Raw genomic sequence first — 14,065 nt, 5'->3', positions numbered from 1 at the left:
TATCGCGCTCCTTACCAAATCGCCAGATGTCCGTCGGCTCGTGACTCCGTGCCGCCGACGAGCACGCCGGTGTCCGGATCGCGCCAGATCGCCTGCCCACGGCCGAAGCCCCCCGCTTCAAGCGTGGGCGCGATCTCGTGTCCTTTGCGCACAAGCTGACGCGCAATTTCAGCAGGAAAGTGAGCTTCCACTTCCAACTTTTTGCCCCAAAGCCATTTCCAGCGGGGCGCGTCCAGCGCGGCTTGCGGGTTGAGTCTGTAATCGATGGCGTTAGTGAGCACTTGCAAGTGCCCCTGCGGCATCATATAGCCGCCCATGACGCCAAACGGCCCGACCGGCTGCTCGCCTTTCGTCAAAAACCCCGGGATGATCGTATGATACGTGCGTTTATTCGGCGCGAGCGCGTTTGCTTCATTTTTTTCCAGCCTGAATTCCCAGCCGCGGTTTTGCATGCTGATGCCGGTGCCGGGGATGACGATGCCGGAGCCGAAACCGGCGTAGTTGCTTTGAATCATTGAAACCATGTTGCCGTCGGCGTCGGCGGTAGCCAAATAAACCGTGCCCCCGCGTGGTGGGGTGCCGGCGTGTGGGTCGATGGCTTCAACTCCGATCAAGGAGCGACGCTCAGCGGCGTATTTCGGAGTGAGCAATGTTTCCGGATTTATGTTCATATGTTCCGGATCGGTAATGTACTCGAAGCTGTCCGCGAAGGCGAGCTTCAAAGCTTCGATATGTTTATGGTAGGTATCGGCACTTTCTTTCTCCGGTAAATCAAAGCCATTTAAAATATTCATCGCCATGAGTGGGACGATGCCCTGACCGTTGGGCGGCAGCTCCCAAACGTCATAGCCTTTATAGTTCACAGACAAGGGCTGAACCCAGTCCACGGAAAATTGTGCAAAATCTTCCTCACGAATGAACCCGTCGTGATCACGCGAAAATTGATCGACGCGCCCCGCGAGTTCGCCTTCGTAAAAAGCTTTGCCGTTCGTTTTCGCGATTTTACGCAAAGTCGCCCCGTGATCGGGGAGATGCCAGATGTCGCCGGGCTCAGGCGCTTTGCCATATTTCGTAAACGTATCAAACCATGGCTTGAATTCCGGTTCATCGGATGGATAGAGACGCGTCGCCGCTTTCCAATGTTTAGAGACGACCGGGCTCACCGGAAAGCCTTCCTCGGCCAACCGAATCGCCGGCGCGAGCACTTCTTCGAGCGTTAATTTTCCGAATCGATTCGATAGTGCCACCCAACCTCCGGGAGCACCGGGAACGTTCACCGGGATCAATCCTTGCCGCGGCATTACCTCGTGCCCACGCTCTCTAACGGCGTCGATGGAAATATTACCGGGCGAGCGCCCGCTTGCATTCAAACCATGCATCTCGCCGTCCAGCCAGACGATCGCGAATGAATCGCTGCCAATACCATTGGACGTCGGCTCCACAACCGTCAACGCCGCGGCCGTTGCAATCGCCGCATCCACAGCATTCCCGCCTTTTTTCAGCATATCAATACCGGCCTCAGACGCGAGCGGCTGCGATGTGCCGACCATACCGCGTCGACTGTACATCGGCGTTCGCTTCGATGGATAAGGATGGTACCACGGATCAAACTGCATCATAATGACATCGCCTCTTTATTTTCAAAATAGCGTCTTTCATTTTAGCAGGTAAGAAAGTATAAACCACTTTCTTATCCTGCATATCATAGATTTATTGTATCAGCCGATTTATTAGCCGTCTGCCCCCTCCACGACAATCTCCAGCTTCCGATAGCGATACTCGTCGCGCTTGATGACGCGGATTTTCAGCGTGTCGAATTGCCATTTTTCGCCTTCCTGGATATTCGGATCCATGGAAAAGAGCCAGCCGCCGATCGTGTCGAACTCGTCTTCTTCGATTTTCGTTGGCAGATACGCGTTAATATCATCGATGAGCACGATGCCGTCGACGAGGAAATGCCCGTCGGCGACCTCTTCGATTTCGGGCGTTTGGCCTTCGTCGAATTCATCGCGGATGTCGCCGACAATTTCTTCGAGAATGTCTTCGATGGTGACCATCCCTTCCGTGCCGCCATATTCATCAATGAGAATCGCCAAATGGGCGCCTTCGGTTTGCATTTTTTTCAGCAACCGCTGAATGGGGGTTTGCTCGGAAACAGTAAGCACCGGGCGAGTGATTGCATCGATGTCCACATGATCTTTTTCAATATTGTGCAGCAGGAACTCTTTCGTGTTAATAAAGCCGAGAACCTCATCTTTATTCTCCCCGACCATCGGGTAGCGCGTGAACCGTTTGTCTTTTATTTTTTCCATCGACGCTTCTAAAGGTTCGTCCCGGTAGAGACAGGTCATATCCGTGCGCGGAATCTTGATTTCGTTGGCTTTCCGCTCGTCGAATGTGAAAATGTTATTGACGTAACCGAACTCGGCCTGGTTGATCTCCCCTTGCCGCAAACTTTCGGAAAGCAGCGCCTGGAGCTCCTCTTCCGTGTGGGCTTCATCCAGCTCCTTCGCCGGGGTCAGACCGAACATGCGCACGATTGGCGTGGCGACGCCATTAAGCACATAAACCACAGGGTAAGTGATAAGATAAAAAAAGTGAAGCAGACGCGCGAGGGCAAAACTGATGGCCTCCGGCTTTTGCATGGCCGCCGTTTTCGGCAACGACCTCCCGATCACGACATACAGAAAGACGACCACTGCAAAAGCGATGAGAAAAGCGAGTGGCGCAGGCATATTCACGTAGACCGGATATGGCGCGAGCGCGCCGATCCAGCCCAACCCGATGGTACTCATGGCAACGCCGAGATGACAGGCCGCAAGATAGCCATCGATGTTGGTTTTTATTTTTTTCAGGAGCGTTGTTTTCCCGCGACCTTCCTGGAAGAGCTCCTCGATACGACTATCCCGCAGCCGCGAGATGGCATGCTCCCCGGCTACAAAAAAAGCCGTCGCGGCGAGTAAAAAAATAAACAAAGCCACACTTATACCTATACTCAACGATACATTCTCCCCTAATCGAATGTTGTTACGGCGATTATATCATGAATCGGGCGAAGAAGGGAGAAGATTGTTTGGGAATATGGGCGGGGTCGGGCAGCGGCACTTGGGGTGCGCGGGGGCGTCCAGCGCACCCGAAAAAATGGTATCAGCCCATTTGGGGTGCGCGGCAACGTCCAGCGTCCCTGGGAAAGGTATTATTTTACAAAATGAAGGACGCGGACCGACGTCTGTGACCACATCTTTTATACTCACTCCTCCAACTCCAAATGCTCCCGCAAAGTATTCGTCACCCGTTCCTTTTCAACTTCATCCACTACATAGTAATACACGCCATCCAACTGCGAATGTTCGCCGCTTAATGAGAGCTGCTCGAGATCATGGCGACTGGATTCGTATCTGTGCATGTCAATCATTTCCTGGAAACCCATATTCGTCTGAATATTCGAGCCGATCGCGTCAAGGATCGAGCCGACGCTCGTAACAGAAGTAAGGTTCGCACCCTCGCGCAGCACGCCTTCAATGACCTGTTGCTGGCGTTCATTCCTTCCCGAATCCCCTAACGGATCGTCTTGACGCATGCGCACGTACGCGAGCGCTTCCTCCCCGCTTAATTCCAGCTCCCCTTGTTCGAACGCGAAGCCGCCATATTCAAAATCCAAACGATTATCAACGGTAATGCCGCCAACCGCGTCGACCATTTCTTCGAATCCGTCCATATCAATCGTTACGATATAATCAATCGGTATATCGAGAAAATGTTCCACCGTGTCGATCGCCATCTCTTCACCGCCGTAATAGTAAGCGTGATTGATTTTATCATTCCAGCCGCGACCGACGAGCTCCGTGTTCGTATCACGCGGAATGCTCACCATTTTCATCGATTGATCCCCGGGATTCACCGTCGCGACAATCATCGTATCCGCCCGCCCCAAATCCACTCGATCCGAATCCAACCCGAGTAATAAAAAAGAAACCGGATCCCTGGCCGCAAAATTAATGTCATCGGAGCGAAAATCCGAACTGTCCCGTTCGATATGCGTATGCATATCATCGGCCGTGGACGAAAACGAAACATAAAGATAAAGCGCGTAGCCCCCGACGAGCAAAATAAGTGCGGAAACAACGATCGCAAGAATGATTAGAGCTTTTTTCATAGAGCAAACTCCCCGAATTCATGTTACAACATGATATGCTCGTCTTTAGCGCGGTATGCTCGTCTTTTCTGTGGTCGCCAGCGACTCACGGAAAGTGACAGAATATCACGCGAAACCGCCAGATTCTGCCCGCGAAGCGCCAGATTATCACGCCAAACCGCCAGATTATCAACCGAATCCGCCAGAATCCCAATGCCCCCTCCCCGCCAAAGGTATTTATTGATACATCGGTATTGTGTGGAGCACTACGGGTTGCTGGTGTAAATCGAAAAATTTTAAATGCGGCTCGTGTTCCTCATTTATCTCAACTGATTTTATCAAGGGTATGCTTTATTTGAATTCGTGCGTAATGCCATTCAAGGACTCGGAACCGGTTAATAGTTTGATCGGACGATATAGTGTGGAAACATTATGCGAGAGCATCGTCCCATCGGAGAAGTGTTAGTGAAACTCAGTGAGTGTGACCATGAAACCGCCCATCAAATAGCCTCTACGCAGGAGATGTCCGAGCCGCTTCATCACACTTTTAGATACAATGGACCATAGTAAGCCCAAAATAACTTACACTGGCAAAAAGGAAACTCGTATCATCGTGTCGAAGTCTATATAATAAAGCGAGTGACGACTTCGCCATTGGAAGGTGAATGAGGATGTTAAGCAAACGAGAGATCAGGGAGCAATTGAGCCATGTTATCCAAAACAACAAACCGGTTATTGGTGTAGCAGCGGGATCTGGTCTTTCTGCAAAACAAGCATATGAGGGTGGGGCGGATTTATTTCTCGTGCTCAATGCAGGCAGATACAGAGCAGCAGGAGTATCATCTTTAGCATGTTTGATGCCCTATTCCAACAGTAATGAACTTGTCATGGGATTTGGCCGTCAAGAAATCTTACCTCGTGTAAAAGATAAGCCAGTCATTTTTGGTGCTTGTGCAACAGACCCGACAAAAAGTCAGGAAATGTTACTTGAAGAAATTATTCAAGCCGGGTTTCATGGTGTGAACAATTTTCCCAGTGTTGGTGTCATTGATGGTATTTACCGTGAAGCATTGGAAGAAAACGAGATGGGCTTCCAGGCTGAAGTCGATTTGATGAAAAAAGCGAATGATAAAGGTTTGTTTACGCTTGCGTTCACATTTGATGAAGAACAATCCATCCACATGGCCGAGGCGAACGTAGATGTTATATGTGTCAATTTAGGGTGGACAATAGGTGGAGATCTCAGTGTTACACAACGAAAAAGCGTTCATGAAAGTATGAATTTGCTCAATCGTATTTTTGATAAAGCGTTGGAAGTGAATCCCGATGTATTTACGATGGTGTATGGCGGTCCCATTAACGATCCAGAGCAAGCCAGTATGATTTATGAACAAACGAAAACAATCGGGTATATTGGCGGATCCAGTTTAGAGCGAATACCGGCAGAAGCCAGTATTAAAGAAACGACACAAGAGTTTAAAAATGTTTTTAAATTGAGAGAAGAAAATAAAAGCTTGAAGAAGGAACTAGTCAAGAAAAAAGGTTTCGATGAAATCGTTGGTCATAGCAGAAGTATGCAAGAAATTTATGATGTGGTCAATAAAGTAGCCGACAAAAATATTAATGTTCTTGTTCATGGCAAGAGTGGTACGGGTAAAGAGCTGGTCGTCAGAGCCATTCATCATAATAGCCCTCGTTATCAAGAGGCTTTCGTGAAACTGAATTGCGCAGCCATTCCAAAGGATATTTTGGAAAGTGAGTTATTCGGACATGAAAAAGGAGCATTCACCGGTGCGGACCAGAAACGAGTCGGGAAATTTGAATTGGCCCATAAAGGAACCCTTTTTTTAGACGAAGTCGGGGAGTTGGATCCGGATATTCAAGTAAAATTTTTACGGGTCATCCAGCAACAAGAATTTGAAAGAGTAGGCGGGAATCAAACGATTAAAGTGGATGTCAGAATTATATGTGCTACCAATATGGATTTACGTGAAGCCGTCCACCAGGGAAAGTTTCGGGAAGACTTGTACTATCGGCTGAATGTTATATCTATCTATATACCTCCGTTACGCAAACGAAAAGAAGACATTCCTTCGCTCGTCAATCATTTTTTAAGAAGCATTAATGAAAAGTTTGATTTGAACATCAAAAGGTTGTCTGCGGAATCTCTGGATGCCATGGTCAAATATGATTGGCCAGGTAATATTCGTGAATTGGAACATGCTTTAGAAAGAGCTGCCATATTGTGCGATGGGAATATGATCGGTCTACATGACTTGCCAGAATCGTTCCAGATAACCGAGGACCCCGTTCGAGAAGATCATGCACCCATTTTAAGCCAAGTGAATAACCGCAATGTGTCTCAAATGGAGAAGCAGATGATCCAGGATAGTCTTGAAATATATTCCTGGAATCGGACTCAAGCAGCACAGCACTTGGGCATAACCAGGCGAACCTTATATAACAAGATCAAAAAATTTCAGCTTGAACCACGTGAAGAATAACAGTGCGAGAAAATTATTCTCAACATATGTGAAACGCACACAAAAGAGTGAGAATTTATTTTCTCGCTCTTTTGTGCGAATTTTTATTAAAATTCTTTTTGAATCGATAATATCGTGTGGTTAGCGCTAGATAATGGTTGATTGACAATGTTGGCATAGCAATTGCATTAAAATGATTGAAACGGCAAGAAAGGGGGATTGAGTTTGGGGAAAATTCTTATTCTGGGTACTTTGGACACTAAAGGGGAAGAGTTTGCCTTCATCAAAGACATTATTGAAAATAGCGGAATTGAAACCGTTATCATGGACTGTGGTGTGAAAGGAGAACCTTTTTTTGCAGCGGATATCAACCATGCGGAAGTAGCCCACCGGGGAGGTGAATCACTGCAAAAATTAATAGCTGCAGATGATCGCGGTGCCGCCATTGATGTGATGATGCGCGGTGCTCGGCAGTTAACGGCGCAGCTTTATGAGGATGGCAAGATAGCGGGCGTGATCAGTTTAGGAGGATCTGCTGGCACGACTATCGCAGCGCATTCAATGCAAGCTTTGCCTGTGGGTTTGCCAAAATTGATGGTCTCCACTGTGGCTTCAGGGGATACACGGCCTTATATTGGCGTGAAAGATGTAACGATGATGTATTCGGTCGTAGACATCTCTGGTATTAACTTGTTGTCTTCGAAAATATTGGCTAACGCAGCTTTTGCCATATCCGGCATGGTTAAAGGGGAAACACCACAACTGGACGAGGAGAAACCTTTGATTGCCGCAACGATGTTTGGACTGACGACACCATGTGTAACGCAAGCGAAGGCATATCTGGAGAAAAAAGGATATGAAGTGCTTGTCTTTCACGCTACGGGAACAGGTGGCAAAGCGATGGAAACATTGATTGAAGGTGGCTATTTCAAAGGAGTTCTCGATGTGACGACAACGGAATGGTGTGATGAATTAGTCGGCGGTGTGCTGAGTGCTGGCCCGCATCGTTTGGAAGCGGCAGCTAAAGCAGGCATTCCACAAGTTGTATCCACAGGGGCATTGGATATGGTCAACTTTGGAGGTATCGAAACCGTACCGGATCAGTATAGAGATCGACACTTGTATAAGCATAATGCCACCACTACCTTAATGCGCACTACACAAGAAGAAAACCAACAATTGGGAAAAATCATTGCCCAGAAAATAAATATGAACCATGCATCTTCGGCTATATTCCTCCCACTTCATGGTGTTTCAGAGATTGATAAGGAAGGAAAGCCCTTTTTTGGTCCCCAAGAAAACAAGGCTCTGTTTGCTGCCTTGCGTAACAATATTACAAATGACGCGGTAGAAATTCTTGAAATGGAGCAACACATTAATGATGAAGCATTTGCTGTGACCATGGCCCAAAAATTAATCCAGTTAATGGGACATACGGATTGATCCTAACGTAAACGGAAACGGAGGAAGAGTTATGACTTTATCACGTACAGAAATATTATCAAGGCTTAAAAATCAGGTGAATGAGGGTATCTCTATTGTCGGGGGAGGTGCAGGTACTGGCTTATCCGCCAAATCTGCTGAAACCGGGGGCATCGATTTAATTATCATTTACAATTCCGGTAGATTTAGAATGGCGGGTCGCGGGTCCTTGGCTGGCTTAATGGCATATGGTGACGCCAACAAAATTGTTGTGGAGATGGCCGGGGAGGTATTGCCTGTTGTGAAAAGTACACCTGTATTGGCGGGAGTTTGTGGGACAGATCCATTTCGAGTGATGGATGTCTTTTTAAAGGACTTGAAGCGGATGGGTTTTTCAGGTGTACAGAATTTCCCGACGGTCGGATTGATCGATGGTGTGTTACGTAAAAATCTGGAGGAAACCGGAATGGGCTATGATATGGAAGTGGAGATGATCTCCAAAGCTCATGAACTGAATCTATTTACGACACCATACGTGTTCAATGAAGAAGAAGCAGCGAAAATGGCTCAGGCTGGGGCAGATATACTGGTCGCTCATATGGGGTTAACGACAAAAGGTGCCATCGGTGCCCAAACGGCTCTCACTTTGGATGATTGTGTTGAAAAAATACAGGCTATACATGACGCCGGAAAAGCAGTAAATCCCGACATTATGGTTATTTCACACGGTGGCCCCGTTGCTGAACCCGAAGATGCAGAATATGTTATGCAAAGAACAAACGGAGTAGTTGGCTTCTTCGGAGCGTCTAGTATTGAACGCTTGCCGACTGAAACGTCCATAAAGGGGCAAGTTGAACAGTTTAAAAAGATTTCTTTCCAATAGGTAAGACTGCCATAACAAACGATTATGACAGTCACATTGTCACAAGCGCAGAAGAAGAAACATCTTTTTCTGTACCTATCTAATTAGGGGGTAACAAAACCATGAATAAAAAGTTTCATTACTTTTTGTTTACCGTACCGATGGTTTTTGTTTTGGCCATTGCAACAGCATGTGCCGAAGATGCAAACGACGATGATAACAACGACGGGGAAGCTGCTGAAGAGGAAATGAGTATCGGTCTTGTCGGTCCTATGACAGGCGGGTTTGCTGATTACGGAGAGAAAGCTCATCGAGGTGTTGAGTTAGCCTTGGACGAAGTGGACAATACGATCGCAGGATATGAAGTGAACCTTGTTGTTGAAGATTCTCAGGCTGACGCGGAACAACTCACTACGAGTCTGGACAGTTTACATCAGCGCGATGAAGTTGATGTCATTATCGGCCCTTCTACAGGTGATGAAGGTGAAGCTGCTGCAAGTTGGGCACAAGATCATGAAGATGTTTTGATCATGCCCGGTTACTCTGCAGCAGAAGATATGACGATGCGCGCAGCATCTGACAACTTGATTCGTGCCGGATGGACAGGTACACAAACCATCTATCACTTCGGAAAGTTTGTACATGATGAGCTTGGTCACGACAGAATTGCTATGGTCGGTCAAAACTATGCCTATCCGTGGGATCAGGCTGCAGGGTTTAAGCGTGGATTTTATGAAAATGGCGGTGAAGAAGTGCACACGATTTGGCATGAGACTGATATTTTGGACTTCAGTTCAATCATGAACGAATTGCAGAGTATATCTGATGATTATGACGCTGTTCTGTTGAATAGTGGTGGAGCCGATACTATTGCCTTCTGGGGTGCCTGGGAGCAGTATGGTATGGGTGAATATTACCCTCAATTGCTCGGTGGAACAAATGTAGCAGATATCCCGATTTTGGAAGAGGTAACGGATAACTTTGAAGGCGTATATTCTTCCATGCATTATTCTGAAGATCTTGATCATGAAGAAAATATGCAATTCAGAGAAAATTATGCTGACATGCACGATGAGGAAGCAGACGGAATTGCCCTACAAGGTTACGATACGATGAGGGTTATCATTGACGCGCTTGAAACAACTGGTGGCGATACGAGCGATGTTAATGCATTGACTGATGAAATCATGGCCATGGAAGTTGATGATTCTCCTCGCGGTTCATTCTACTTCGACGAATACGGTCAAGCGGTACAAGACATTTATATCAAGGAAGTTCAAATGGTCGACGGCGAATTGGAGAACCAGGTCATCGATACGTATGAAGAAGTTTCTCAGTTCGGTCCATATGAAGGATTGGAAGAAGAATATATGGAGCAACCAAACAACTCAGCAGATTTCCCCGCTGATACGGCCGAAGAGTATTTTGAAGAGCTTGAAGAGTATTTCGGTCAGGAGTACATTGATGAGCTTGAGGAAAATGATGGCTGGGAATAAACCGTGACACATGATTAGAAGAAAGTTGAGATGGTGAACAGATGGTGATATCTGCCAAGGTGGATGATTCTGATTACTTCCCCTTGGCAGTACCTTCTTTACCTTACTTAGGGGTGATCTAATGTGGATGACAGTAATCGACGGCATAACGATGGCTGCTTTGCTGTTTATCATTGCTGTTGGATTGAATCTCTCATTTGCCTTATTGAGAGTTGCTAACCTTGCTCATGGTGCATTATATTTATTCGGTGCATATGTAGGCTATAGTGTAATGAGCTATACGGAAAGCTGGCTCCTGGCTATTGTTGTAGGAGGTTTGGCGACAGCGTTATTAGCACTTTTATTGGAATTTTTCTTATTGCGAAAAGTACGAGGAGATAATCTGCGGGAAACGTTGGTGACTTTGTCGGTTGCTATCATTTTGGCTGATGTCATGATCGTTATATGGGGAGGAAGCCCCATGTCTATTCCTTATCCTGATTTATTGCAAGGTCCTTTGATCATGGGTGATGTTATTGTTCCCAAGTTGAGTTTGTTTATTTTAGGTTTTGCTATTGTCATCGGAACGTTGCTATGGATGCTTCTTAATAAGACAAAAATCGGTATGATCATTCGTGCCGGTGTTGATGATTATGAAATGGTAGCGGCTCTTGGGACGAATATTCGCTTGGTATTTACATCCATGTTTGTATTGGCCGGTTTTCTGGCAGGTATCGTTGGAGTTGTCGGTGGATCCCATCTCATTGTCTCTCCGGAAGAGGATTGGCGCATTCTTACATATGCGTTGTTAATTATTATTCTTGGAGGTATGGGCAGTTTTGGTGGCTCTGTCGTTGCTGCTCTTATTATGGGTATGATTTACAGCTTCGGTAGTTTGTATGTACCTGAGTTTCAACTGTTTCTCATGTTTACCCCGGTTGCACTCGTACTCATATTCAAACCAAAGGGATTGTTCGGGAGGGGATTAGAGTGAATCAAATCTCCAAATGGATTATTTACACAATAGTCGCCTTGTTTTTACTTGCTGTGCCGTTTATCATGAGTGAATTTTTTACAACTATGATGGTTCGTGTGCTTTATTTCTCATTAATGGCTGTAGCATTTGCCTTTTTGGCCAGTCAAATCGGGTTGGTTTCGCTGGCGATTCCGGCTTTTCTCGGTCTTTCCGGATACACGATCGCCATTCTGGAAACGAGAGAGATTATGTTTTTCCCGTATTCCGCAATGGCAGCGATTGTTGTGGTCTTGTTCGTTTCTGCTGTATTTGGGATTTTTGCTAACAGGTCCAAAGGTATTTACTTTATTATGCTTACATTAATCCTCGGCCAAATTATTTGGGCTGTGGCGCGACAATGGGCTTCAGTGACGAACGGTGTTAACGGCTTGATCGGAATTTCTACACCTGATGCCATGCAATTCAATGTCTTTGGTGCCAATGTTGGTTTCTACTACGTTATACTGTTCACATTTGTATTGATCGTGTGGGCGGTACTGGCTCTCACTCGCTCCTCTTTCGGAATGAAGTTGAAAGGGATTCGAGAGAGTGAATCGAGAATGATCATGCTCGGTTATCGAGTTTCACGACTGAAATGGGTTGCCTTTGTCATTTCGTCACTTGTAGCTGGAATTGCCGGAGTCTTTTTCGTTTATTTTGTCGGAGTCATGCATCCAAGTGCTATTGATCTGGATTCGTCAGCAATGGTTCTGATTGCCGGTATTTTCGGTGGTGTATACAGCATTATCGGTGCTGTATTAGGTATGAGTATTGTGCAGACGCTGGAAGTTGTCTTGAATGCTTATACGCAAAGATATTTGATCATTATCGGAATCATGTTCCTGTTAGTCGTCATTTATGCACCGAAAGGTCTGATGGGGCTCATCTACAAGAACAAGTACATGAAGAGCCTGTATGATAAATGGTATAAGGGGAGAAAAGATTCATGATTAACAATGAGCAAACCACTCAAAAGAAGAATCGAAAACCTGCTTTGGTCGTTAAGAACGCTTCCAAATCATTCGGCGGCGTCAAAGCGATTGATGACGTGTCATTAACCATTGACAGCGGACGTAGTCGAGTCATGATCGGTCCTAACGGGGCAGGAAAATCCACCTTATTTAACCTCATTACCGGAGAAATCCCATTGGATGAAGGTCGAGTATTCATCTACGGAGAGGACGTCACGAAAAAAGCCGTACAGAGAAGAAGTGAACTGGGTCTTTCCAGAACATATCAAATTTCGAACTTGTTTCATGAACTCACCGTCAAAGAAAATATGTATCTCGCCTTACAAGGAAAAGGATGGGAGCTGCCAAACTTCTTTTCCTTTTTCATTCCGTGGTTCAAAAACGAGAAACGCACTAGTCGGGTGAAAGAGGTAGCTGAAAGTGTAGCCTTGGAAAACAAGCTGGATACGCTTGTCAGCAATCTTTCTCATGGTGAACAGAGACAACTGGAACTGGGCATTGCCTTGGCACCCGATCCGGATATCATTTTGTTTGATGAACCGATGGCCGGTTTATCTCCGTCTGAGAGAGTCTTTATGAAAAAATTGATCAAACGTCTTGCCACGGAAAAAATCATCCTAGCTATTGAACACGACATGGATTTTGCCTTAAGTCTGACAAACGACGTTACTGTGCTTCATCAAGGAGCAACCATTGCAGACGGAACTCCGGATGAAATCAAACAGAATGAAGACGTACGCAAGATCTATAAAATACAGAATACAGAATGAGCTGAGGAGGTTATGTATGTCTGAATCATTACTCTCTGTAGAAAATTTGAATGCTTATTATGATAAGGCCCATATCTTGCAAGATGTTTCCTTTCAAGTCAATCCATTGGAGCGCGTGGCCATATTGGGACGAAATGGGATGGGAAAATCGACACTGTTTAAGTCCATTCTCGGTTTAGAAAAGATTCGCCGGGAAGGAGATGTGTATCTTAATGGTCATAATGTGATGAATAAGGAGACGTTTGAGACAGCCAACCTGGGGGTTGCTTATGTACCACAGGGTTGGCAGCTGTTTCCTTCTTTGTCTGTCGATGAACATTTGCAAATAGCTCATACCCCTCATGCGGGCGAACATGAATGGACGCCGGACTCAGTTTATGAGTTGTTTCCGGAAATAAAGGCCAGGAAAAAGGTGAGTGGCACGAAGTTAAGTGGTGGCGAACAACAAATGCTGGCCATTGCCCGTGCACTTGTTCGAAATCCGTGGTTAATCCTTATGGATGAGCCTTCAGAGGGGATTTCCACTTTTGTGATTGAGAGAGTGATTGAAGTCTGTCAACATATGGCTGAACGGAATGTTTCCTTGCTGCTGGTTGAACAAAATCTGGATCTGGCCCTGAGAGCTGCGCAGAAAGTGTATATTCTGGTTAATGGAAGAATAGTCTATACAACCAGTACAGAGGATTTTAAAGAGGATAAAGAAAGCCAAATTCATTATCTGGGGGTATAGGAGAACAAGAACCATTCGGTGTTACCGGATGGTTTTTTGATGCTTTAGCTGCCCATTGCCCAATCCCGGCGCAAAACCGCCAGATCCTCTCCACGGTTCCGTCAAAGTCCAAATATATTCGCGGATATCCGAGGGAACGGAGATCGCTCCGATCTTTATGACACTTGAATCGTGTTGTTATACCCCAAAAGCAGGGTATCTC

General features: G+C 46.1%; 11 protein-coding genes. 8 read left to right on the top strand and 3 right to left on the bottom strand.

The genetic code is table 11. The annotated features are described in order from the left end of the window. Positions 1–11 precede the first annotated feature (11 nt). The 3 genes from BLS58_RS02640 to BLS58_RS02630 form a co-directional block, all read right to left on the bottom strand. Positions 12–1,616: a gamma-glutamyltransferase family protein gene (locus BLS58_RS02640; RefSeq protein ID WP_425433664.1), complete on the bottom strand. Its 1,605-nt coding sequence runs from the start codon at positions 1,614–1,616 to the stop codon at positions 12–14. A gap of 114 nt (positions 1,617–1,730) precedes the next feature. Beyond that, complete coding sequence (locus tag BLS58_RS02635; protein WP_245723033.1) at positions 1,731–2,999, bottom strand: hemolysin family protein; 1,269 nt, start codon at positions 2,997–2,999, stop codon at positions 1,731–1,733. A gap of 251 nt (positions 3,000–3,250) precedes the next feature. Continuing rightward, complete coding sequence (locus BLS58_RS02630; RefSeq protein WP_090396018.1) at positions 3,251–4,156, bottom strand: LCP family glycopolymer transferase; 906 nt, start codon at positions 4,154–4,156, stop codon at positions 3,251–3,253. Between the two features lie 650 nt (positions 4,157–4,806). Here BLS58_RS02630 and BLS58_RS02620 point away from each other — a divergent pair. From BLS58_RS02620 to BLS58_RS02585, 8 genes are all read left to right on the top strand, one after another. After that, positions 4,807–6,639, top strand: a complete 1,833-nt coding sequence (locus BLS58_RS02620; RefSeq protein WP_090396017.1) for a phosphoenolpyruvate hydrolase family protein — start codon at positions 4,807–4,809, stop codon at positions 6,637–6,639. Positions 6,640–6,843: 204 nt separating this feature from the next. After that, positions 6,844–8,061, top strand: a complete 1,218-nt coding sequence (locus tag BLS58_RS02615) for a Tm-1-like ATP-binding domain-containing protein (protein ID WP_090396016.1) — start codon at positions 6,844–6,846, stop codon at positions 8,059–8,061. 31 nt (positions 8,062–8,092) lie between these two features. Next, positions 8,093–8,923 (top strand): phosphoenolpyruvate hydrolase family protein, encoded by an 831-nt coding sequence (locus tag BLS58_RS02610; protein ID WP_090396015.1) that lies wholly within the window; start codon positions 8,093–8,095, stop codon positions 8,921–8,923. Positions 8,924–9,024: 101 nt separating this feature from the next. Further along, the gene (locus BLS58_RS02605) at positions 9,025–10,398 is read left to right on the top strand and encodes an ABC transporter substrate-binding protein (RefSeq protein ID WP_090396014.1); all 1,374 of its coding nucleotides are present in this window, start codon (positions 9,025–9,027) and stop codon (positions 10,396–10,398) included. A 121-nt stretch (positions 10,399–10,519) separates the two neighbouring features. Then, positions 10,520–11,371 carry a branched-chain amino acid ABC transporter permease gene (locus BLS58_RS02600; protein ID WP_090396013.1) on the top strand — a complete coding sequence of 284 codons (852 nt, stop codon included), beginning with the start codon at positions 10,520–10,522 and terminating at the stop codon, positions 11,369–11,371. Continuing rightward, the gene (locus tag BLS58_RS02595) at positions 11,368–12,342 is read left to right on the top strand and encodes a branched-chain amino acid ABC transporter permease (protein ID WP_090396012.1); all 975 of its coding nucleotides are present in this window, start codon (positions 11,368–11,370) and stop codon (positions 12,340–12,342) included. Before BLS58_RS02600 ends, BLS58_RS02595 begins: the two co-directional genes overlap by 4 nt. Then, complete coding sequence (locus BLS58_RS02590; RefSeq protein ID WP_090396376.1) at positions 12,339–13,133, top strand: ABC transporter ATP-binding protein; 795 nt, start codon at positions 12,339–12,341, stop codon at positions 13,131–13,133. The genes BLS58_RS02595 and BLS58_RS02590 overlap by 4 nt, the downstream gene beginning before the upstream one ends. A gap of 16 nt (positions 13,134–13,149) precedes the next feature. Next, positions 13,150–13,863: an ABC transporter ATP-binding protein gene (locus BLS58_RS02585; RefSeq protein ID WP_176764569.1), complete on the top strand. Its 714-nt coding sequence runs from the start codon at positions 13,150–13,152 to the stop codon at positions 13,861–13,863. The last annotated feature ends 202 nt before the right edge of the window (positions 13,864–14,065 follow it).

Source organism: Natribacillus halophilus, from assembly GCF_900100185.1.
GTDB classification, from domain to species: Bacteria; Bacillota; Bacilli; order Bacillales; family Marinococcaceae; genus Natribacillus; species Natribacillus halophilus.
The sequence above is the reverse complement of the archived record's forward strand: the minus strand, read 5'-3'. Positions and strand labels throughout refer to the sequence as shown.